Genomic DNA, 22,317 nt, shown 5'->3' on the forward strand with positions numbered 1-22,317 from the left:
TCGTACTTTATTCTGGAGAAAATACTTCAATATTTAACGCGGTCATCACATCTTTGGTAAAAACTGTGGTTTTCCCATCTTTACCAGATACCCCTTCAAAAACCTGACCATCTTCAGCCGTAATTCGGTATTTCAGATTCTTGGCGGGTTCGCCATCTGGATAATGCAAAATAAAATGCTCGTCATATTGTGATTTTAGTTCCGGCATTGCTGGTAACTGACTCGAAAGGGAAGCGCCGCTTTTTGTCTGGATTTGACCAGCTTTAAGTTCCATTAAACCGGGGCATGCAATTTCTATATTTCCATCCTGAATTTTGATGTACCCACCACCCGCAGTAATCAAGATGCCTTTGCCACTTTCGATACGGACAAAATCATTAAGCGAGTAAACATGCATTTGTTGTTTGGAAGCTAAGGTCATTTTTCCTTTTTGAGCTGCTATGTCTACATCACCTTCACCCGATTTAATTTTGATTCCTGCATGTTTTGCAAAAATACTAATTTTATCCAGTGCCTTTGCTATCCAGTTTTTACCTGTAAAAAATTGCAGGTTTTTCGGTGTACTGACATCAATGTTTTGTTTAGCTGCAAGTTGGAGGCTTTCTTTGCTATCTAAAATCATTGCTGATTCACTATGCAAAGCCACTAAAGCATCTGAACTTTCATTCCATTTATCAAATTTTTCTTTAAGTGTATCTTGCGCCCCTAAATCAGGCTCATCCACTTCATGGGCCGAAGCAAGTTCTTTAAAGTATTTATTACTTTCATTATGAAAATTAATATTCTCTTTTATATTAGACCTTGTGAGTTGTTCGCCTTGTGCTTGTTCTGCCGATTCGGATGTTAAAAGTATTCCTTTCGCAGCACGAATAGCTCCCCATTCATCTGTTCTTAATTCAAAGCCTTGTCCACGTCCTTCGCTTTCCGCTTTATCTTTCGGATGGCTTAAATTCCCCAAGTTAAGCTGAGAGGAACCATGACTGCTATGTAACTGAGCGCTAATTTGTCCTGTAGTATCGTCAAAACGCAGCTGGTTAAAGCCTTTACCATCAACCTCTTTGGAGCGAATACCACTCAGTTTTTTTGTGTCAGGAAGTTGCCCTTTAATATCAAACTTCGTTGGCGAACGCTGAGCTTCATGAATACGGCCCGTTACAAAAGGACGGTCAATGTTGCCATCAAAGAAATCAATCACAACCAACTCATCTTTACGGGGTAAGAATCGAGCACCATAGCCTTCACCCGCCCACGGAGTAAGAACATCAACCCAAGCCGAATCTGTATCACTATCATTGGCGCCCGCACCACCATCATGGGAGTGGTCATCGGTACGTGTGAATAAGAATCTGACTTTAATTCGTCCCCATTCATCCACGTGAATTTCTTCACCATCACTGACCACTTTGGCACGTTGTACATGGGCAGCAGGGCGGTGCTTTAATGGATCATATTCAGGCACTACGGTAATGTTTCTACGAACAGTCATAAATTCATTGGCCTGACGCTCGTGTTCACTGTCATGATTGCTTTGCCAGTGACTTAAGGTTAATAGTTTTTCTACTTGGTCTTGTATATCTTTGGGCAAGTTATTTTGGTTATAAAAATGCTTATTAAGGATTAAAAATTCCTTATCATGCTGACTATGATTTTTTTCTAATTCTGGATAGTCAAGCAATTGGAACCAATAACCAACTTGAATATCTCGTACACTGCTATGCGCTTTAAAATACTTGGCTTGTAAAGCTTGATACTGATTCAGATGCTTATTCAGTCGCTCTAACTGACTATTACTTGAAGCTGTGGCTTGATCCTCTCCTTTAAGGTCTCTTGTCCATGCTGGTGAGATATTCCATGCCTGTTCTAAACTTAAGCTTTCATTATCTCGTAGAGCGCTATGCTTATGTAAGCTAATGACTGACCCACTGGCGTCTTCCTGACTTAGACTATCAGCTTGCCAACGTTGCACATGGATAGCTGTTGGCTGTAACTGTCGCTGAGCGATAAAGCTGGTTGTCATATTGCTCAGTCGCATTTGAACGGTGATAACGAATGGTTCTGCGTTCAAGCGATTGAAATTGGTTATTATCATCAATTAAACGTAGTTTCTGTGCTTCAATACTCTGACTATTACTTGCTATAAGATAATTGGACTCATCCACAAGCCAGTTAATCGATTCTTCACGCATTATTCTGGTTAAATATGCATAATCACTTTCATTTGATTGCATAGAAAAAGGGCGTACATCATATGTTTTGGTTAAACCACTCGTATCTAACTGTAAACTCGCCGCAAACAATGGGCTTTTATTTTGCCACTCTTTAAAGATGACCTCGATAATATCGACAACACTTTTATTCATAAACACACGACTATTACGTCGTTTATGCCATAAGCTGGTCGCGTCCTGCATAGTCAAACGGTATAGGCTAAAAGCACCATCGCTTTGACCTTGGCTAGCGCCAGTGACTATACCCGTAATTCTAAAAAGTTGACCTGAATCTGTCACTTGATCAACTGCAACCTGACAGCCAATAAATTGTTTTAGTTCAATATAGGGGTTTGTCGATAAGCAAATAAGCTCTGCTGATAGTCCATCATTAATGCCATGATAACCATCAATACGTTGCAACATAATCTGAGAATTAAGTTCGGTATTTGAAAGTTGAACGTTAATCGCACGTTTTTGAGTACCAAAACCTATTTTTTCTAAAATACTAAAGATATTTTTCAACATTATGATGAAAGATTTATTATTAATTTGAACGATACTAACAGAAAGGTCTGTATATTTCAATTTTACCTATTTTATGTTTTTCTCTTTTAATATATTTTTTCTATTATTACTCTCACTTGGATCTGAAATAAAAAATAACGAATTATGAAGATTGCTATACAGTTTATGATTCTTCTCAGTTATACCTAATCTTTTAGACTCGGGGTGAGCTTTAATAGTTTTAAATTCTGTAATGAAGAATTTAAAAGTACTTTTATTAATTTAAAGATTCTAATTATTTTTAGCTACTGCCAGATTAAATTTAATTAATCTAATATCTAAGAAATTTATAAATATTTTAATTTTATAATTAGATTTTTATAAAGTCTAAAATAATCCAAAGAATGATTTTAAATTCTTTGGATTATTGAAGAGAATTTAAACTAATTTTAGAATCATTATCTAAAAGACTTAAACCTATGTTCAGAACCCCTAAATTCAGCTTATTTAAGTTCCCAGCGTTGATTTGGGTTGTCAGATCGATGACTAATATATATTGATGAGTCACAGCTATGTGTCAGTACAGCATTGGGCTGATCTTCTACAAAGATATAGCCATCTTCAAATACCCATTTAGTTTGGTACTGACGACCGCTTCCTTGTAAGTCGACATCGCCGTTATACATATTAACTGATTGTAATTTTTTACCATTTGTACTGTTTAATGCTGTTTCGAGCTGCTCGAAGGCCTCGTTTGATTTTAGACTTGTCTGCAAAATCTTTTTAACTAGATTAATATTTTTCTCATTGTTACTTAAGTTCAGAAGTTGACTAAGCTCTTGAATAATTTTTACTGCTTTTTTTCTAGCGTCTTCTATATCTTTCAATTCTGTCTGTGTTTTGAATTTGATTTCCTCAAGTCTCTCTTTTTTAAGTTTTTCTAGAACTGTTTCAGTATATTTAATTTCTTCACTACTGTGATGGCTTAAGTTTAATTTCAAAACTGCTTTGCCTGATGAAGTATAAATTTGAGTATTTAGAATATCTAATTGAATAGAGGCGAGAAGTATTTTGTAGAGTTTTTCACCTTGTTGTTTATATTTCAGTTCATATTCTTCTTTGATAATCGCTAATTCAGCAGCATCCAAAGTGTAAAAGGGAAAGGAAGTATATTCTTGGAGTTTATACTTACATTTGAAAAACTCTCGTTCAATGCGAGGCAGTGACTTATAAGCTAATGCTATGTTTATAGAGTTATTCAGCTTATCATCACCAAACTTACTAATGTATTCCGATTTAATGGTTTCCTTGCCGTTAATATCAATAAATGTCTGTAATAAACGAACAATATCAAGGCAATTACTACTTCTTAAGTGGGTTTGTGTTTCTTCATCTAGCGTTGGTAAAAGCTCAAGAAAAGTTTCTAAATCTTTATCTAGTAATTTATCAGTTGCTTCTGCACTAACAGAAGCAATTAATACCCAGCAAGTGCGTATATTTTTAACTTTATCGTGTACCGTAAGTAGTCGGTCATTTGTATAAGAGAATGGTAAAAAAACGGGTCTCACTAGGTGCAATCACTTCATTTTGTACATCATCTGTTTGCTCAAAATATTGGCTTGCAATACATGTACCTGTCGCTTTGTTAATGATTCTAAAGCTTCCAGCTGGAAATCCATTAGCCATGATAAGTCACTCCTTATAACTAGAAAGTTTTTGTAATAGTTGAAATTAATAGTTATCAAGCAAATTTATAAACGTGATTTATATCATATTTTTTCACATATAAATCAAATGTGTTTTGTTGAATTTTGTATATAACACATTGATTTAAATGTATTTATTAGAATGTCTTAATAAAAACGGAGACTATTTTTTAGAGCTTTATGAATGCAATAAAAAAGCCCGATAGGCAATTAATGCATATCGGGCTTTCTAATCAAAAGAAGCGATCTACGCCACTGATGGTATAGATCGCGCGTTTGATTATTACTCTACAGTTACTGATTTCGCCAAGTTACGTGGCTGGTCAACGTCTGTACCACGTAATACAGCAACGTGATAAGACAACAACTGAACTGGTACGCTATAAATGATTGGAGCAAGCCATTCGTTTACTGCCGGAATTTGTACAACGTGTTGACGATCTTTTTCGACTACGCCGCTATTTTCATCAGCGAAAACGAATAATTCACCGCCACGTGCCTGAACTTCTTCCATATTCGACTTAAGCTTATCAAGCATTTCGTCGTTTGGCGCAAGAATCACGATTGGCATTTCAGTATCAACAAGTGCCAATGGGCCATGTTTTAACTCACCAGCCGCATAACCTTCTGCGTGAATATATGAAATTTCTTTAAGCTTTAAAGCACCTTCCAAAGCGATTGGATAGTGTGTGCCGCGGCCTAAGAATAAACAGTGTTGTTTTTCAACAAACAATTCTGATAAACGTAAAATTTCAGAATCTTGCTTAAGCGTATCAAGAATGACTTTCGGGCTGTGCCACAATTCACGAGCAATCTCTTCAATCATGACATTGCTAATACGCTGTTTTACTTGTCCAATTTTTAGAACGAGTAGCATAAGCGCAGCAAGCTGAGTCGTGAACGCTTTAGTTGATGCAACACCAATTTCAGGCCCAGCAAGGGTCAATAAGTGGTGATCAGTTTCACGAACCATTGAAGACGTAGCAACGTTACAGATAGTCAAAGTTTGAATATCGATATTGTTTGCTTTCGCACGTTTTTGAGTTTCACGTAATGCAGCTAAAGTATCAGCTGTTTCACCTGATTGAGAAATACAGATATAAAGCGTATTTTCAACAATCACAGGTGTGCGATAGCGGAATTCACTTGCGATTTCAACTTGGCAAGGCACGCCAATCAGTTGTTCAAACCAATACTTCGCGATCATGCCTGAGTGGTAACTTGTACCACACGCAATAATCTGTACGCTTTGAATTTTGCTGAAATCTGCCTCAGCATCTTGCAAGAAATCTTCGCGTAAGCTGTTGCCATCAAGTGCTTGAGAAATCGTTTGTTTGATTGCTTCTGGTTGCTCATAAATTTCTTTGAGCATGTAGTGCTTGTATTCACCTTTTGAAGCATTGCTTACTGTTGCGTCAAGCTCTTTCACTGGACGTTCAACAGGTTGACCGTTTGCAAATACTTCAATTGAAGTACGAGTCAGGCGAGCAATATCACCTTCTTCTAAATACATAAAACGGTTAGTTACAGGTAACAATGCAAGTTGGTCTGAACTGATAAAGTTTTCGCCAATACCTACACCAATTACCAGCGGTGAGCCTTCACGTACAGTGATTAACTCATCTGGGTAATCGCTATGGATAATACCCAGTGCATATGCACCTTTAAGCTGAGGAACAACAGTTTCAACGGCTTCTAAAAGGCTATCTGTGCTTTTTAGTGCTTCTGCAACTAAGTGAGCGACAACTTCTGTATCTGTTTGAGAAGTAAATACATATCCTAGAGCTTGAAGGTCATCTTTAAGCTCTTGATAGTTTTCGATAATACCGTTGTGAACGACTGCCACTTTACCCGACATATGTGGGTGAGCATTATTTTCAGTTGGTTTACCATGTGTTGCCCAACGTGTATGAGCAATACCAACTACCCCAGTGAGCTGCTGATCAGCAACAGCATCGGCAAGATTAATCACCTTACCAACACGACGCTCACGTAAAACTTGTTGATTATTCAGTAAAGCAACGCCCGCTGAATCATAACCGCGATATTCAAGACGTTTTAAACCTTCGATTAAAATCTCGGTTACACAACGCTCTGCAACGCCTCCGACGATACCACACATAATTCAATCCTCTTATTTTTCACGCTTTTGGGGACGTTGATAATTTGCTTTAGAAATTTGTTGAGCACGTTCAAAGGAGAGACTTTGTTCAGCCACATCTTTCGTAATCACAGAACCCGCACCGACTGTTGCTCCATTTCCAATAGTCACAGGCGCAACCAGCGAGCTATTAGAACCGATAAAGACTGCATCGCCAATAGTGGTTTTGTGTTTATTTGCACCATCATAATTGCAGGTAATTGTACCTGCCCCAATATTTGAGTCAGCACCGATCTCGGCATCACCTAAGTAGGTGAAATGATTGGCTTTACTGCCAAGACCAATGGTTGTATTTTTGACTTCAACGAAGTTCCCAATGTGGACTTCGTTAGCCAATTTAGCGCCTGGGCGTAAGCGTGCAAATGGACCAATTTGGGTATTTTCACCAACAATTGCACCATCAAAAACGCTATAAGCCTGAACTTTGGTTCCTGCGGCAATTTTTGTATTTTTCAAAATACAACCAGCACCGATTTCTACAAAGTCACCGAGTTCACAGTCACCTTCAATAATGACATTTACGTCAATACGAACATCGTGTCCAACTTTTACAGAACCGCGTAAATCAAAACGGGCAGGGTCTGCAAAAGTTACGCCTTGTTGCATAAGTTCTTTTGCTTGCTGTTGCTGAAAATCACGCTCAAGTGCTGCAAGTTGTAAGCGGTCATTCACCCCTTCAACTTCAAAAGCAAGTTCTGGCTGAATAGAGGCAATTTCTAAGCCATCTGCAACCGCCATCGCAACGATGTCAGTTAAATAGTATTCGCCTTGTGCATTTTCATTTGAAAGCTTAGGCAACCATTCATGAAGTTTTGCATTGCTGACACAGTAAATGCCTGTGTTGATTTCTTGAATTTGGCGCTGAGCATCAGTTGCATCTTTATGTTCAACAATCGCTTGAATTTTTCCGTCTTGGCGAACAATACGGCCATAACCTGTTGGGTTTTCGACATGTAAAGTAATCATGCCAATACCGGTTTTACTTGATACTTCAACAAGTTGCTCTAACGTTGTTTGACGGACTAAAGGAACATCACCGTATAAAATTAATGAAATACCGTCTTTAGGAAGTACCGGTAAAGTCATTTGTACAGCATGACCTGTACCTAATTGTTCTGCTTGCTCAACCCATTGAATGTTTTCTTGTGCAAACGTCTGTTTTACGTGATCGCCGCCATGTCCATAAATGGTAATGATATTTTCTGCTAATAGTTGTTTTGCTGTCTTAATAACATGTCCTAGTAGCGGGCGACCAGCTAAAGGTTGTAATACTTTAGGTAGTTGTGAACGCATTCGCGTTCCTTTGCCTGCAGCAAGGATAATGACGGTAGTTGACATGAGTAAACCTACTTAAATGGCGTTACGCCCCAGAAAGTAATAAATATGATGATACAGAGTGCCGCCCAAAGCCCTGCAATGATGTCATCCAGCATAATTCCGAAGCCACCAGCAACTTTCTGGTCGGCTACACGGATTGGCCAAGGTTTCCAAACATCAAACAGGCGGAATAAGCAAAAACCAATTAGTGCCCATTGTAACGACATTATATTAAAAAATATTAAAGGCAGAAGAGTAATTGATTGTCCTGCAAATTCGTCCCAAACAATTCGCCCATCATCATGAACATCAAGGACTTTTGCCGTTTGACCACAAATATAAATTCCCACCAAGGACATGATGAGAATAGCGATTAAACTTAAGTTAAATCCGAGAGATAACCAGATAGGAATGAAAAGTAAGGCAAAAGCAGAGCCAAAAGTACCGGGTGCTTTAGGAGCGAGACCAGATCCAAAACCAACCCCACAGAAAACGATGCAGCGGTTGAACCAAGACATGTTCTTAAAATGAATCGGCGGTTTATGCAAAGTGTTGGTATCCATGAATTTGCAATGGGTAATCTGAACCCAAATGCTCAAAAGTTAGTTTTGTTTGTTCAACGATCTGTCCAATCATTGTAATCTTAACGTCCAGTTGTTTTTGCAAAAGTTTTTCATAATTTTGCGGTGTTATTGTAAAACATAATTCGTAGTCATCACCACCTGCAAGTGCATATTGCCAACGTTGTTGTTCTTCGAGTTGTTGCAATACAGGATCAACAGGTAATTTTTCCAAGACGAGTCGAGCTCCAACCTTGGATGCTTTTAAAATATGTCCTAAATCTTGAGCTAAGCCATCTGACACATCAATCATGCTAGAGGCAAGACCTTTTAGCTCTTGTCCAAGCTGACAGCGTGGTGTCGGATAGTCGAGTCTTTGTTGCAGCGGATGGCCTAAGTGCTGTAAACCGTAGGCTGCATCGCCCACCTGACCGCTCACACACACATAATCACCGACTTTTGCGCCTGAACGTAACACGGCTTTTCCGGTTTCTATCCAGCCCATTGCGGTAACGGTAATCGTGAGATGTGGGCCTTGGGTGGTATCTCCACCAATTAAGGCAACACCAAATTGATTACAACAGTCATAGATTCCCTGACTAAACCCTTCAAGCCACTCATGGTCAACTTGAGGCAAGCTGATTGCTAGTAAAATACTGTGCGGTTTGGCACCCATTGCAGCAATATCTGAAAGATTTACAGCAACACTTTTCCAGCCAATCGCATGAGGTGAGGTTTCAAGAGGGAAGTGACGTCCAGCAACAAGTGTATCTGCACAGATCACCAGTTGTTGATTTGGAGGGGGAGTAATTAAGGCTGAGTCATCACCAATACCAAGCGCGACATCGGAGTTTGACTGCCGATTAAAGTACTGGTCAATAATTGAAAACTCAGCCATAGAACACCAAGCCTATTAGTTTGCTTGTTGTTTTTCTGCGCTACGCAGTGTCGAACTTAGGCGGTCTAATACACCATTGATGTATTTATGACTGTCTGCTCCGCCAAAATGCTTAGCGAGTTCGATAGCTTCATCAAGTACCACACGGTATGGAATTTCTAAATGATCACGTAACTCGTAAGCACCTAAACGTAAAGTCGCGAGCTCTACACCATCAAGCGCGTCAATTTCACGGTCAAGTACCGGAATAAGTAACGCATCAAGCTCTTCGTGCTGAGCGATAACTTGAGTAAGTAGTTCGTGATAATAGCTTAAGTCGACCTTGTGCATTGCATTTTCAGCACGGGTACGTGCTTCAATTTCATGTACAGGGTTGTGACTCATTTGCCACTCGTAAATACCTTGTACAGCAAAACGACGTGCTTTGCGTTTTGCTGCATAAGCGGCTTGCAGTGTTTGAGACATGCTTTAAATTGCCTTTAATAAATTAACCATTTCAATTGCAGTTAAAGCAGCTTCGCTACCTTTGTTTCCTGCTTTTGTACCTGAGCGTTCGATTGCTTGCTCGATGCTGTCAGTAGTTAATACACCATTGATAACAGGCAAGCTGCTTTCTAACGCAACTACACCTAAACCTTTAGCACATTCACCAGCAACAAAGTCAAAGTGAGGTGTGCTGCCACGAATCACTGCGCCAAGAGCAATGATGGCATCAAACTGGTTTGATGTAGCTAATTTTTTAGCCACGATCGGGAGTTCCCATGCGCCAGGAGCGTGAATAACAGTAATGTTTTCTTCATTTACGCCGTGACGTTTTAATGTGTCGATCGCGCCTTCCAATAAGTGTTCAACAACAAAGCTGTTGAAACGACCCACTAAAATCGCATAACGACCTTCGCTTGCGAGATGTAATAAACCTTCAATACGGCGAATTGCCATAGCAACCTCGATTATTTCGTTGTGATTTGATCAGCAGTGACATATTCCACTACTTCTAAATTAAAGCCAGATAAAGCATTGAAACGTAATGGTGAGCTAAGAAGCTTCATTTTTTCAACACCTAAATCACGCAAAATTTGAGCACCTACACCAATCGTTTGATATTGATGTGAAAGTGCTGCATTGGATTTCACCGGTTTTGGCTTGTTTAAATCATCCAACGCTGGTCCCAAGTCTTGCAAATGATCTTGTCCGATCCAGACTAAAACACCGCGATCACTCGCTGCAATCGTCTGTAGTGCGCGGTCAAGATTCCAAGCAGGTTCGCCGTCAGCCTTATTCAGCTTAAGCAAATCACGAATTGGGCTGAAACCATGTACACGTACCGTTGTAACACCTTCTTTAGGCTCGCCTTTAACCAAAGCCAAATGAATGTCCGGGTTACCAATCTCACGATAGCGATAGAGCTCAAATGAACCGTATTCTGTTTGAATCGTTTTTTGATCCAAACGTTCTACAGTCTGCTCATTCGTCATACGGTAGTGAATTAAGTCGGCAATTGTACCAATTTTTAGACCATGCTTCTCAGCAAAAATTTCTAAATCTGCACGACGTGCCATTGTGCCATCTTCATTGATGATTTCACAAATGACAGAAGCTGGTTCAAGACCTGCTAAACGTGCCAAATCACAACCCGCTTCGGTATGACCTGCGCGGTGTAATACACCACCTGGTTGTGCCATAAGTGGGAAAATATGACCCGGTTGTACGATATCGCTTGGTTTAGCATGCGCTGCAACAGCAGCTTGAATGGTATGTGCACGCTCTGCTGCCGAAATACCTGTGGTAATACCTTCGGCTGCTTCAATAGATAACGTAAAGTTAGTGCTATGCTGAGCGCCGTTCTGGTCAACCATGAGTGGAAGATTTAACTGCTTACAGCGTTCACGGCTTAACGTCAGGCACACTAGACCACGTGCATGGGTAATCATGAAGTTAATATCTTCAGGACGAACATGCGTTGCTGCGATGACAAGATCACCTTCATTTTCGCGATCTTCGTCATCCATCAAGATAACCATTTTGCCTGCACGAATATCGGCGACAAGATCTTCAACACGACTCAGCGGCATTCGCTTTCACCTTTTTTTGTCGTAAGACAATTTCTATTGAATAAATTTCGCATAGTTTACGCTGTTTATAGAATTTTGCCTATGATTCTGATTTATCCAAATTTACCACCCAACATAATAGATCTGGATTTATTTATCTGAATAAATCATAAGAAAATAAAATTATTTAAACTAAATACCATGAATTTAAATAAAAAAAACCTAGCCAAAAGGCTAGGTTTAAATGCGCACAAAGACTTTTTAAGAAGCTGCACTACTTGGACTGTCGTTTTGTGGAATTGATTTTTTACCCATCAAAATTTCAGTTCTAATATTTTGTGCAAGCTCTGCACATTCAGCGTTCATGCCATTAATCATAAATGCATGACGAGTCATGATATTACTTGGGTTTGGCATTGCAACAAGCTGATAGCTGTCTTGAATAGCTTTAAGCTGATCATTCTCAAGATAAAGCGCAGACTCTTTTGCATGTAGATGTTGTGCTAAACGCTGAGCAGCTTCTTTCGCATCAATCTGCATTGCTTCTACGGCATGACACACGGCACTGCGGGTTTGCAGCGCAAAGCGTTTATCTTCACGGTAACGTTTATATAAAACGTCTGATAGTAATTGGAAAACTGTACCTACCATAAGCAAACATTCTACAGCGTGCGGATGTGAAGTTGAGATTGCGAGTGTTGCGCCTTCTGCATGAAACTCATCTACCACCTCAATATCAGTCGCCTTTAAATGATAATGCTTTGTGCATAGCTCGATACTTTTATTTAAGAAGAGCTGACAAAGTTTAAAATAAGGAACCGAAACAGACTGGTTAACGCTACTTAATAACTGTTTAGGGTCATAAAACTGAATATTAAGTGCTAAGGTATCTTGGTCTGTAGCTTCTGTGCTTTTTTCTGGTTGTGGGCGAACCAGTGGTTTCGCTTTAGCTTGCTGCTGAGCTTGAGCAACCAAAGTTACTGTATTTTGTTTTTCAAGCGCGAGGGCTTGGGTTAACTCTTGAATTTCATGTTTTAAACGATTTTCTTCGTTAATACGGGCTAAGTATTCGCTACGGGTTGGACGAGCGATGGCACGGTAAGCAAGCCATAATAAAACATGTAGGAACAGTGAAGCTAAAATCGCAAGCCATTGGGTACGAAGAATTTCCCCAATACTTGGTTGAATAAGTGTAATTTCAATAGAACCGACTTTCTTCTCGTTTTGAAGAGCATCACGAACAAAAATTTCACCTTCGCGAGTTTTTGACATGCCGCTTGTTGCCAAGACTTGTTTATTGGCATCAAGAATACGGATAGATGCCACACTTGGATTGGTCGCATAGCGATTGGCAATAAGCGCCAAAGATACCGTATTGGCAGGCTCAAGCTCAGATAAGCTGTCTGCTACGAGTTGACTGGTCATGAGCTGACCTTGACTCGCACGGTTTTCATTGAGCTGGTGTGTTGTTGCAATCACCAATAAAAAGGTATGCAATGCAAAACTAATGATCAGTAGGCTAGCAAATAGCCCTTGTCTAGGCGCAATCAAGTTAAACTTCCAAGGCAATTATATTGAAATTCGATTATGATTCTTACAATAGTTGTCACTCAGACTAGAGTCAATTCATGCGAGAAATCATTCTTATATCCTTTTTAGGACCGGACCAACCAAACCAGTTTACCCGATTAATGCAAGTACTATCCGTACATTCATTGCAAATACTGGATGTAGGTCAGGCCGTTATTCATAATCAACTGACATTGGGCATCGTGGTCGCTTCAGATAATGAAACTGCGACAGCGTTGGCAATGAAAGAGATTTTGATTTTAGCACATGATATTGGCTTAACAGTGCGCTTTAAACCAATCTCGGGCGCAGAATACGATCAATGGGTAAGCGAAGGTGGACGAACTCGTTATATCGTCACGGCTTTAGCGCCAGAACTCACTGCTGCACATTTACAAGCAGTTACACAAATTGTGTCTACACAAGGTTTTAACATCGAAACGATAACGCGTTTATCCGGCCGTGTAGACCTTGAAAAAGACAGTACATTGCCTCGTCGTGCTTGCGTACAGTTTGGTTTAAGCAGTGGTCCAACTTTAGATGCACAAGCCATGCGTGCAGCTTGTTTACTTCTTTCAAGCGAATTAAATATTGATGTTGCTGTTCAAGAGGACAACGCATATCGACGTAACCGCCGCTTAGTGTGCTTCGATATGGACTCAACCTTAATTGAGCAAGAAGTGATTGATGAGTTGGCGATTGAAGCAGGGGTAGGCGCACAAGTTGCTGAAATTACTGAAAGAGCAATGCAAGGCGAACTTGATTTTCAGCAAAGCTTCCGTGCCCGTGTTGCATTATTAAAAGGGCTTGATGCTGCTGTTTTACCTAAAATTGCTGAGCGTTTAACCATTACCGAAGGTGCAGAGCGCCTCATTTCAACGTTAAAAGCACTTGGATATAAAACGGCTATTTTATCAGGCGGTTTCCAATATTTTGCTGAATATTTACAAGGCAAACTAGGCATTGATGAAGTTCATGCCAATGTTTTAGACGTACAAGATGGCGTTGTGACAGGTGAAGTAAAAGGTGTAATTGTTGATGGCGCACGTAAAGCTGAATTATTACGTGAGCTTGCCAACAAACTCGATATTTCATTAGAGCAGGCAATGGCTGTCGGTGATGGCGCAAATGATTTACCGATGCTTGCGATTGCAGGACTTGGCGTAGCATATCGTGCTAAACCGCTTGTTCGCCAAAATGCGAATCAGGCGATTTCAAGCGTTGGTTTAGATGGTGTGCTGTATTTACTCGGTATGCATGACAAAGATTTAAACCGTGCTTAAATAATACTGAACAATCATTAAGCGCTGCTCAAGAGTAGCGCTTTTTTTATGCAGAATAGTCATAAAAACAAGCAAGTTATGACAGAATTATGCACAGAAAAAAGGCAATAAAAAAAACTGAAAAAAACTTATTTTCAGGCAAAAAAACGGCATAGTTTTTTGTAATGACACGCCAGAATTGATGCCATATAGGACGTAGAACTTTTTTAAATTTACAAAAATGTAATGACAAAAGAATGTTGCGACAAAGTATGTCGCATCGACAAATAACAGGTCTTTTTTTCTAAAAAAAAACATCCATAATGCTTTCTAAGCTTCAACACAAATCATGAATTAAAGTTGTTTTTGGAATGAGGTCTGGTGTTCAGACCGAATGTTTTTAGACGTTTTCATTAAGACGGAGGTTTCTATGGTAACAGCGAATTTTGCCGCTATCGCCGGATTCAGCTTAATTGCTGTCGCGCTTGTTGCTGTTTTCTTTTCTCCTTACCGTCGTTGGCTTGGTTTTATGCTTGCAGGGATGTTTTTTTGGGGGCTATTGGAAGTGGTCCGTTTTGGAGTTCAAGTCACTTTTGAAATGCCAGTCACATATAGTTATTTAACTGCACTAAGTCTAGCGATGGTAATGGTCACATTTGTTTTATTACGTGAGGATAAACAGGCACAGAAGGCTTTGGCAAATCGCCAATATATAGAACATACGCCAGTATATGAAGATGATCAGCAGCAATGTTCTAGCCGATAATTAAATTGTTATCTAACGGTAAAAAGGTATGCACAGCATGCCTTTTTTATTTACGAAAACATGATTTTTATTATACAAAGCATTTATTAAAAAATAGCCAGTTATGCTACGATAGGCTGGTCTGTTGACGTTTCATATATAGATTGCGTTGCCAATTAGAATATCATCAGTCGATGCACAAAACAGGCAATGGGGAGCCCTTGCTGAGTTTTGCCCCAAGGTTTTCATAAAAATACAATAGGCGTGAATGTTCATGAAACTTTCTTCTATACCTGTAGTCAAGTTACCACTTGTTGATGTCAGTACAGACCCGTTAGATTTATTGGTAGCAGGTTTGGCACTGCGTATGAAACAGTTGGCACGTACAAGTCCTAAGTTTATTGAGCTAGTGCATGACCGCGCATTCCGCATTCAAATTGGTACTGATTTAGGTGTTGCTCGCCAAATTATTATTAACAATGGTCACATCGATACAGTTGCTGGCTCACCTGAAAAAGCTGACTTTATTTTGCAATTTGCAGATAGCGAACAAGGTGTAAAAACTTTACTTAAAGGTGACCCAACTGCATTTATGACGGGTATGCAAGACGGTAGCATTAAAATGGAAGGCGATTTCAGCCTGCTCGTTTGGTTTAACCAAGCAGCTAAACTCATTCCACCAAGATTACCAAAACCAGTAAAAGATAAAGTACGCCAAGCACGTGCTTTTATTAAAGAAAAAACTGGTCGCTAAGATCTAATAAAAAACTCCCGATTGGGAGTTTTTTTATATCTATGCTTCAACTTCTAAATTGAAAGTGACTGGCCCATCATTAATGAGGTGTACTTTCATGTCAGCAGCAAAAATACCTGTTTGAACAGTTTCAAACTGTGAGCGGGTATATTCAACCAACTGTTCATAGAGTGCTTTTGCGTCGCTAGGTGGCATGGCTGGACCAAAGTCTGGACGTAAACCTTTTTGGGTTTGAGCCATGAGCGTGAACTGAGAAACAAGCAGGACTCCGCCATTTGCCTGAGATACGTTCCAGCCCATCTTGCCTTGTTCATCATCAAAAATACGATATTTCAAAATCTTATCGATAAGCTTCTGGCCTATGGCTAAAGTATCGTCTCGGCCAATTCCTAAAAAAACCAATAAGCCATGCTGGATTTCACCGGTCGTTTCACCGTCTACCACCACTTTAGCTTCAAGAACTCGTTGTATTAAAGCGCGCATTGTTAGAGAGAGTTTCTGCAATTATTTGAATTGATGCAGTTTAGCAGAAATTAATTTAAATGATTTTTAAAAGGAAATTTCATGGAGTTGCAACAATGGTATAAAAGCTCATAATTCATCTATAAAAATATGCTTTAATGCTAAGAAGCAAGCGAATAATCATTGACTATGTCTCCAATTATCCATTCTTTACTTGATACAGACTTGTACAAATTTACGATGCTACAAGTGGTTTTGCATAAATTCCCGCAAACACATAGCGTCTACCATTTTCGTTGCAGAAATTTAGAAGATACTGTTTATCCATTAGTGGATATTTTGGATGATTTAAACGAGCAACTCGACCATTTATGTAATCTCAAATATAAAGAAGATGAACTACAATATTTAAGAAAACTACGATTTATTAAAAGCGACTTTGTTGATTATTTAGAATTATTCCAGCTTAAACGACGTTTTATTCAGGCCAGTATAGATGCCGAAGGCCGACTAGATATTCGTATTGAAGGGCCAATGGTTCAGGCCATGATGTTCGAGATTTTTGTCCTAGCCATTGTAAACGAGTTATATTTTAGCCGTATTAAAACAGATGAAGTCTGGGCTGAAGGTGAACGCCGTTTAAAAGCCAAGCTTGAATTGATTCAGCAATATGAAAAATCCCAGCAGCCGAATGACCCTCCATTTTTAGTTTCTGATTTTGGTACACGCCGCCGCTACAGCTTCGAATGGCAAAAACATGTTGTAGCAGCCTTTCATAAAACAGTGCCAAATGTGTTCCGTGGTACAAGTAATGTCCTGCTTGCAAAAGAGTTAAACATTACACCAATTGGGACCATGGCTCATGAATTCCTACAAGCTTTTCAGGCACTTGATGTACGACTACGTGACTTTCAAAAAGCTGCTTTAGAGACATGGGTTCAAGAATATCGTGGAGACTTGGGAATCGCTTTGACCGACGTTGTTGGTATGGACGCTTTCCTTAGAGATTTTGACTTGTATTTCGCGAAACTGTTTGATGGCTTACGTCATGACAGTGGTGACCCTTATGAGTGGGGCGATAAAGCCTATGCGCATTACCGTAAATTAAAAATTGATACCAAAACTAAAATGCTCACCTTTAGTGATGGCCTTAATTTGCCAAAAGCATGGGAATTGCACCAATACTTCAAAGACCGTTTTCAGGTCAGCTTTGGTATTGGAACCAATTTGACCAATGATATGGGCCAAACACCGCTCAATATTGTGTTGAAACTGGTTGAGTGTAATGGTCAGTCGGTTGCCAAAATTTCGGATAGCCCAGGAAAAACCATGACCGACAACGATACGTTCTTGGCTTATTTACGTCAGGTTTTCCAAATTGAAGAGCTTGAAGAAGCTGTTTAATTACAATGTAGTTTGACAGCTTGGCAGGCACTTAACGCTTGAGAATGTTTATATCTGATTTTTTGCTAAACGGTAGCAGAAAATCAGAGTTTGATAGATATAAGCTTATGCTAAGATGAAATTAAGCTGGTATAAAAAGTAACCATGACGATGACACTCCCTGATTTTAAACTCGATTTATTAATAGAAGCAGAAGAGTTAGTGCCTTATTTAGGCAATGAATATATTCGCATTGTAGATTTGAGCCGTGCCTCGGTTTATGAACAACTCCATATTCCACATGCCATTCACTTACAGCCTAAATGGTTGGTGGCTCAGCATGAAGAAGCCACTGGCATTTTGCCAGATGAAGCAGGTTTACAAGCGCTCATTGAAAAATTGAATATTTCGCCAAATCACCATGTGGTGGTCTATGACGATGAAGGTGGGGCATGGGCTGGGCGTTTAATCTGGAATTTGCATTGCTTAGGGTTTACCCGTACCAGTTTAATTAATGGCGGCATTCATGCATGGTTAGGTGCAGGTTTACCCACCACCGCTGAGGTTGAAGAATTACCTAGAGTTGATAACTTAATTCAGATTGATTTATCACATGCTGCTCAGTTCCGAGTGAACTATGAAGAACTACGCAAACAGGTTGAACAAGAAAGTATTCAACTGTGGGATTGTAGGACGATTGATGAATATAGTGGTGTTCGTTTAGCGGCTCGACGAGGTGGTCACATTCCAAATGCACTCCATTTTGAATGGAGTACTGCACTTAATCGTCAAAATCATCTAAAATTGCATCCGCTTGAACGCACGCGGCAGCGTCTTGAACAACTTGGGTTCGATTTAAAACAACCTGTAGTCGTATACTGCCAGTCACATCACCGTTCTGGTTTGGCCTATATTTTGGCTAGACTTTTGGGTTGGGAAGCAAAAGCCTATGATGGTGCGTGGAGTGAATGGGGCAATCGCCTCGATAGTCCTATCATTACTGGAGAATCGCCGTCTTGAGTTTTACATCTCGCTTAAAAAAAGAATTATTTATTAAGGCACAAAATCTTGTTCCTCAGCATCAGTTAAGCCGTGTGGTGGGTAAAGTTGCTGCAAGTGAAAATCCAGTGTTAAAAGCTGCGGTTATTCATGCATTTAAAACCAAATACGGCATTGATTTATCAATTGCTGAACAAGGCAATGCACTCAAATATAAATCTTTTAATGATTTCTTTACCCGTGCATTGAAAGATGGCGTACGTCTAGTTGACGAAAATCCAGACAGTATTGTTTCACCAGCAGATGGCGCAATTTCTCAAATTGGTAAAATCACTGCTGGCGAAGTTTTTCAGGCAAAAGGCCAAAGCTTCTCTGTAGAAAAATTAATTGGTGACCCACAACTTGCTCAACCTTTCCAAGAAGGCGAGTTTGCAACGGTTTATTTGTCTCCACGTGATTATCACCGTGTTCATATGCCATTTTCAGGCACATTAACTGAAACTTTATATGTACCGGGTGAGTTATTTTCAGTAAACCAGGTCACTGCTGAAAATGTACCGGGTTTATTTGCCCGTAATGAGCGTATGGTTTGCTTGTTTGATACTGAACTTGGTCGTATGGCTGTTGTTTTAGTGGGCGCGATGATTGTTGCAGGTATTGAAACTGTGGCAACAGGTAAAGTAAAACCGTCGGGTCGTATTGAATTACAGCATCATCAGTTGAAGTTAGAGAAAGGTGCTGAGCTTGGCCGTTTTTATTTAGGTTCTACTGCAATTATTTTATTTGAAAAAGATAAAATCGAGTGGGAAAAACGTTTTAAAGCCGAGTCCGTTGTTGTCATGGGCGAACGTATGGGCCATACAATCTAACCCAGAAATAAGATTTAAAAAGAGAGCATTTGCTCTCTTTTTTATTTACATTCCTATAATTAACTATATTTTTAAATATAATGTTTAACGGTAAATTAATTTTTAATTCATTATAAAGATTCACTAAGAGAATAAAATGTCCCCAACTCCTATCATTAGTTTATATTTTGCTTCGGCTTTGACTTTCGTGGCCGCGTTACTTCATTTTATTTGTGTGTTTTGGGGAGCAAATGGTTTTCGGTTTTTAGGAGCTGGGAAAAGTATTGTTCAGATGGTCGAAAGGGGACATTGGTATCCGAATTTTACAGCTATAGCTGTGGGGATTATTCTAACAGTATGTTCTATGTATGCCTTCTTTGCAGCAAAAGGACTACAGCTATTACCTTTTACCGAAATTATTTTGTCACTTGTCGCAGCCGTGTTTCTTATTCGTGGTTTTGCTTTTCCATGGTTAAAATCAAAATTTGTTGGAAATAGTGATTTATTTTGGTATATCAGCTCAGCCTTTTGTTTAATACTGGGTACTTTATACGCCGTAGGCGTATATTCAATATTAAAGAATATATTTTAGCTTAGGTAGAATTAATACTTTTAAAAAGTAAAAAAGGGAGTATGACTCCCTTCTTCATTATTTAGTCCAACCATATTTTTTGAAAATAGCATTGCCTTGTTGAGACGATAGAAAATCTACAAAACGTTTAGCTTCAGTGTCTTTTAAACTATGCTTGGTTAAAGCTACACCTGTATCTCGATAAATAACTAGCTCTGGTTCAATTGGTATAATTTGTCCAATGTCTGGGTTACTGACTCCCCAAATATTAAAGACTAACCAAGCATCATAGCTGCTATTTTCTTCCCAGTTTTTCTTGGCAATTCCTGTGTTGGCTGCATAGGTGGCAATATTTTTTCGAAAAGATTTGGTTAATTGAATATTTCCAGTTCTGCCAGCAATATCTTCCCACATACCGACTTGACCTGCGCCATGCGTAACTAAAACCTTAACGCTGGGTTTAGCGAGGTCTTTAAAACCTTTAATATTCTTAGGGTTTCCCTTTCTCACTAAAATGGCTGCGGGACGTAAATATAAAGGCTCTACCGAGTCTTTTATAATTTGCTCAGAAAAAGCATTTTCAAAATCAGACATCATGGCTTCGGAACCGCTATATATAACATCGGCATCTTGTTTCGCTTTTTCCGACCATTGAGAAGTAGGTCCAGAAGTAACATGGACTGCTATGCCAGTTTTATTGGTGAATTGTTTGGCGACTTCTTTCATTGCGGGTGCTGGACCACCAGGACCATACACTTGTACGTCTGCAAAGCTATGGATAGATACAGAACCGAGAATAAGACAAATTAGGTACGGTATAAATTTATATTGTTTTGACATTTTAATCGCTGTAGTAATTAGGAAAATATCAGCATATATTTTTTATTATTTAAACGGGATTAATTTTTGCAACCGTATTTATATTACATATTTTTAAAATATAGTTTTATTAAATTTCAGTAAATCTGTTTTAATGTGTTTTTAGATTGAATATAAATTATAGATAATTTTATGGTAATTTATATTTTATAAATTTATTATTTAAATAGATGCAATGTAAATAATAGAGGAGTAATCCCTTGATTAGAAAAAGTAATTCCCTTTTAAAAATTTTATTCAGCGGTATTTGTTTGATATCTGGTTCTGCTATGGCTGCTCCAATTACAGATTTGAATAAGCAAATAGTGAGTGAAAAACCAGGTTCAATATTGTCCATAGAACAACAAGATGTAACGAGTTTATTTCCCCATGCCGATCAGCGTTTGTTGATCAATTATCGTAGTCGAGGTGTGAATGGCGAGCCTATCGTTGCCTCAGCATTTATTTTATTACCAAAAGGAACACCTCCAAAAACGGGCTGGCCGATACTTGCATGGGCGCATGGTACGACCGGAGTTGCTGACACCTGTGCACCTTCTGGTGACTATGTAGGTGGTCCTGTTCATTCTTATCAAGAAGTTGCTTCCAAAGCTTTAGATTCTTGGCTCGCACGCGGCTATGCGGTTGTTGCACCTGATTATCAGGGCTTAGGTACACTAGGTGCACATCCCTATATGAATGCCAAGAGCCAACTGCATACAGTGGTAGATGCCGTACGAGCATTACATTTGCTTAAGCCAAAAGATTTTAATAAACAATGGCTAGTGATGGGCCATAGCCAAGGCGGAGCTGCTGCTATTGCTGTGGCGGCTTATGGGCAAAAAGATGCACCTGAACTAGATTTAAAAGGAGCGATTGCGCTTGCGCCAGGGGGCTATCAATATGAAGGCATTGCAGAATATGTAAAAACTAATCCAAACCCAGAACCTAGTGTGGCAGCTTTCTTCCCGATTGTGTTATTAGGAGCGCAAGCAGCAGAACCAAGCATTGTCCCTGAAAATTTAGTTAGTGCCGAAATGAACACTGTGCTCACACAAGCACGTAGCCGCTGTTTATCTGAACTTCAATCTGATTTGAAAAAATCTCCTTCTAGCATATTTAAAGCTGATGCAGATTTAAAACCTCTTTTGGCTTATCTAAAACAGCAGTCTATTGAAAATATGGTACCGACTGTACCATTAATGATTGTTCAGGGTTCTAAAGATCATTTGGTTGACCCTAGAGGGACATACGCTTATTACCAACAGCTATGTAAATCAAAAAAACCAACCATTTATCAAACAATTGATGGTGGAGATCATCGCGATGCATTACGCCAGAGCAACACTTTTGCCACCAACTTTTTAAATGTTATAGAGAAAAATCAGACGAAATCATATTGCTCTAATTTTAAGTAAATAGGTTGAAATGTGACAAAAAAGCCGACTTTTCAAGAGTC

18 protein-coding genes and 2 pseudogenes are annotated in these 22,317 nt (G+C 39.3%); 8 read left to right on the forward strand and 12 right to left on the reverse strand.

Annotated elements, in window-relative coordinates; genetic code table 11:
- Nucleotides 1-7 precede the first annotated feature (7 nt).
- The 10 genes and pseudogenes from ACH8JV_RS10410 to ACH8JV_RS10455 form a co-directional block, all read right to left on the reverse strand.
- Nucleotides 8-2,735, reverse strand: a pseudogene (locus tag ACH8JV_RS10410) (type VI secretion system Vgr family protein).
- 482 nt (nucleotides 2,736-3,217) lie between these two features.
- A pseudogene (locus tag ACH8JV_RS10415) lies at nucleotides 3,218-4,400 on the reverse strand (hypothetical protein).
- A 303-nt stretch (nucleotides 4,401-4,703) separates the two neighbouring features.
- The gene (gene glmS, locus ACH8JV_RS10420) at nucleotides 4,704-6,542 is read right to left on the reverse strand and encodes a glutamine--fructose-6-phosphate transaminase (isomerizing) (RefSeq protein WP_396521127.1); all 1,839 of its coding nucleotides are present in this window, start codon (nucleotides 6,540-6,542) and stop codon (nucleotides 4,704-4,706) included.
- Between the two features lie 12 nt (nucleotides 6,543-6,554).
- Complete coding sequence (gene glmU, locus ACH8JV_RS10425) at nucleotides 6,555-7,919, reverse strand: bifunctional UDP-N-acetylglucosamine diphosphorylase/glucosamine-1-phosphate N-acetyltransferase GlmU (RefSeq protein WP_396521129.1); 1,365 nt, start codon at nucleotides 7,917-7,919, stop codon at nucleotides 6,555-6,557.
- An 8-nt stretch (nucleotides 7,920-7,927) separates the two neighbouring features.
- Complete coding sequence (locus ACH8JV_RS10430) at nucleotides 7,928-8,461, reverse strand: phosphatidylglycerophosphatase A (protein WP_199999755.1); 534 nt, start codon at nucleotides 8,459-8,461, stop codon at nucleotides 7,928-7,930.
- Nucleotides 8,439-9,356 (reverse strand): thiamine-phosphate kinase, encoded by a 918-nt coding sequence (thiL, locus tag ACH8JV_RS10435; protein ID WP_199999754.1) that lies wholly within the window; start codon nucleotides 9,354-9,356, stop codon nucleotides 8,439-8,441. Before thiL ends, ACH8JV_RS10430 begins: the two co-directional genes overlap by 23 nt.
- 15 nt (nucleotides 9,357-9,371) lie before the next feature.
- Nucleotides 9,372-9,821, reverse strand: coding sequence for a transcription antitermination factor NusB (gene nusB, locus ACH8JV_RS10440; protein ID WP_108679740.1), 450 nt, complete (start codon nucleotides 9,819-9,821; stop codon nucleotides 9,372-9,374).
- 3 nt (nucleotides 9,822-9,824) lie between these two features.
- Nucleotides 9,825-10,295 carry a 6,7-dimethyl-8-ribityllumazine synthase gene (ribE, locus tag ACH8JV_RS10445; RefSeq protein WP_396521132.1) on the reverse strand — a complete coding sequence of 157 codons (471 nt, stop codon included), beginning with the start codon at nucleotides 10,293-10,295 and terminating at the stop codon, nucleotides 9,825-9,827.
- A gap of 11 nt (nucleotides 10,296-10,306) precedes the next feature.
- Nucleotides 10,307-11,428, reverse strand: coding sequence for a bifunctional 3,4-dihydroxy-2-butanone-4-phosphate synthase/GTP cyclohydrolase II (gene ribBA, locus ACH8JV_RS10450; RefSeq protein ID WP_200027009.1), 1,122 nt, complete (start codon nucleotides 11,426-11,428; stop codon nucleotides 10,307-10,309).
- Between the two features lie 240 nt (nucleotides 11,429-11,668).
- Nucleotides 11,669-12,976, reverse strand: a complete 1,308-nt coding sequence (locus ACH8JV_RS10455; protein ID WP_263614866.1) for a hypothetical protein — start codon at nucleotides 12,974-12,976, stop codon at nucleotides 11,669-11,671.
- A gap of 59 nt (nucleotides 12,977-13,035) precedes the next feature.
- On the opposite strand from ACH8JV_RS10455, the gene serB reads away from it, so the two are divergent.
- The 3 genes from serB (at nucleotide 13,036) to ACH8JV_RS10470 (ending at nucleotide 15,737) form a co-directional block, all read left to right on the forward strand.
- Nucleotides 13,036-14,259: a phosphoserine phosphatase SerB gene (gene serB, locus ACH8JV_RS10460; RefSeq protein ID WP_200027011.1), complete on the forward strand. Its 1,224-nt coding sequence runs from the start codon at nucleotides 13,036-13,038 to the stop codon at nucleotides 14,257-14,259.
- A gap of 409 nt (nucleotides 14,260-14,668) precedes the next feature.
- Entirely contained in the window at nucleotides 14,669-15,004 is a 336-nt protein-coding gene (gene aciT / locus ACH8JV_RS10465; RefSeq protein ID WP_004704819.1) for a ciprofloxacin tolerance protein AciT, read from the forward strand.
- 253 nt (nucleotides 15,005-15,257) lie between these two features.
- Entirely contained in the window at nucleotides 15,258-15,737 is a 480-nt protein-coding gene (locus tag ACH8JV_RS10470) for an SCP-2 sterol transfer family protein (RefSeq protein ID WP_263614865.1), read from the forward strand.
- A 39-nt stretch (nucleotides 15,738-15,776) separates the two neighbouring features.
- On the opposite strand, the gene dtd is transcribed toward ACH8JV_RS10470, so the two are convergent.
- A complete protein-coding gene (gene dtd / locus ACH8JV_RS10475; protein WP_396521135.1) occupies nucleotides 15,777-16,220 on the reverse strand; it encodes a D-aminoacyl-tRNA deacylase in 444 nt (147 codons plus the stop codon).
- Nucleotides 16,221-16,388: 168 nt separating this feature from the next.
- Between dtd and pncB the strand changes: the two genes are divergently transcribed.
- The 4 genes from pncB to ACH8JV_RS10495 all read left to right on the forward strand — a co-directional run bounded on the left by pncB (nucleotide 16,389) and on the right by ACH8JV_RS10495 (nucleotide 20,021).
- Complete coding sequence (gene pncB, locus ACH8JV_RS10480; protein ID WP_396481514.1) at nucleotides 16,389-17,603, forward strand: nicotinate phosphoribosyltransferase; 1,215 nt, start codon at nucleotides 16,389-16,391, stop codon at nucleotides 17,601-17,603.
- A 150-nt stretch (nucleotides 17,604-17,753) separates the two neighbouring features.
- The gene (locus ACH8JV_RS10485) at nucleotides 17,754-18,602 is read left to right on the forward strand and encodes a rhodanese-like domain-containing protein (protein WP_311087279.1); all 849 of its coding nucleotides are present in this window, start codon (nucleotides 17,754-17,756) and stop codon (nucleotides 18,600-18,602) included.
- Nucleotides 18,599-19,450 carry an archaetidylserine decarboxylase gene (gene asd / locus ACH8JV_RS10490; RefSeq protein ID WP_004884964.1) on the forward strand — a complete coding sequence of 284 codons (852 nt, stop codon included), beginning with the start codon at nucleotides 18,599-18,601 and terminating at the stop codon, nucleotides 19,448-19,450. The genes ACH8JV_RS10485 and asd overlap by 4 nt, the downstream gene beginning before the upstream one ends.
- A gap of 136 nt (nucleotides 19,451-19,586) precedes the next feature.
- A complete protein-coding gene (locus ACH8JV_RS10495; protein WP_396521137.1) occupies nucleotides 19,587-20,021 on the forward strand; it encodes a hypothetical protein in 435 nt (144 codons plus the stop codon).
- A 57-nt stretch (nucleotides 20,022-20,078) separates the two neighbouring features.
- Here ACH8JV_RS10495 and ACH8JV_RS10500 read toward each other — a convergent pair whose 3' ends face one another.
- The gene (locus ACH8JV_RS10500; RefSeq protein ID WP_396521139.1) at nucleotides 20,079-20,840 is read right to left on the reverse strand and encodes an AcfC family putative adhesin; all 762 of its coding nucleotides are present in this window, start codon (nucleotides 20,838-20,840) and stop codon (nucleotides 20,079-20,081) included.
- Between the two features lie 239 nt (nucleotides 20,841-21,079).
- Here ACH8JV_RS10500 and ACH8JV_RS10505 point away from each other — a divergent pair, with 239 nt between their 5' ends.
- Nucleotides 21,080-22,276, forward strand: coding sequence for an alpha/beta fold hydrolase (locus tag ACH8JV_RS10505; protein WP_396521141.1), 1,197 nt, complete (start codon nucleotides 21,080-21,082; stop codon nucleotides 22,274-22,276).
- Nucleotides 22,277-22,317: the final 41 nt, after the last annotated feature.

The sequence above is a fragment of the Acinetobacter sp. ABJ_C5_2 genome, assembly GCF_044538485.1.
Lineage (GTDB): Bacteria > Pseudomonadota > Gammaproteobacteria > Pseudomonadales > Moraxellaceae > Acinetobacter > Acinetobacter nosocomialis_A.

Coding starts and splice junctions, on each gene's coding strand:
- glmS (WP_396521127.1), bottom strand. CDS start 6,542: ATGTGTGGTATCGTCGGAGGCGTTGCAGAGCGTTGTGTAACCGAGATT.
- glmU (WP_396521129.1), bottom strand. CDS start 7,919: ATGTCAACTACCGTCATTATCCTTGCTGCAGGCAAAGGAACGCGAATG.
- ACH8JV_RS10430 (WP_199999755.1), bottom strand. CDS start 8,461: ATGGATACCAACACTTTGCATAAACCGCCGATTCATTTTAAGAACATG.
- thiL (WP_199999754.1), bottom strand. CDS start 9,356: ATGGCTGAGTTTTCAATTATTGACCAGTACTTTAATCGGCAGTCAAAC.
- nusB (WP_108679740.1), bottom strand. CDS start 9,821: ATGTCTCAAACACTGCAAGCCGCTTATGCAGCAAAACGCAAAGCACGT.
- ribE (WP_396521132.1), bottom strand. CDS start 10,295: ATGGCAATTCGCCGTATTGAAGGTTTATTACATCTCGCAAGCGAAGGT.
- ribBA (WP_200027009.1), bottom strand. CDS start 11,428: ATGCCGCTGAGTCGTGTTGAAGATCTTGTCGCCGATATTCGTGCAGGC.
- serB (WP_200027011.1), top strand. CDS start 13,036: ATGCGAGAAATCATTCTTATATCCTTTTTAGGACCGGACCAACCAAAC.
- aciT (WP_004704819.1), top strand. CDS start 14,669: ATGGTAACAGCGAATTTTGCCGCTATCGCCGGATTCAGCTTAATTGCT.
- ACH8JV_RS10470 (WP_263614865.1), top strand. CDS start 15,258: ATGAAACTTTCTTCTATACCTGTAGTCAAGTTACCACTTGTTGATGTC.
- dtd (WP_396521135.1), bottom strand. CDS start 16,220: ATGCGCGCTTTAATACAACGAGTTCTTGAAGCTAAAGTGGTGGTAGAC.
- pncB (WP_396481514.1), top strand. CDS start 16,389: ATGTCTCCAATTATCCATTCTTTACTTGATACAGACTTGTACAAATTT.
- ACH8JV_RS10485 (WP_311087279.1), top strand. CDS start 17,754: ATGACACTCCCTGATTTTAAACTCGATTTATTAATAGAAGCAGAAGAG.
- ACH8JV_RS10495 (WP_396521137.1), top strand. CDS start 19,587: ATGTCCCCAACTCCTATCATTAGTTTATATTTTGCTTCGGCTTTGACT.
- ACH8JV_RS10500 (WP_396521139.1), bottom strand. CDS start 20,840: ATGTCAAAACAATATAAATTTATACCGTACCTAATTTGTCTTATTCTC.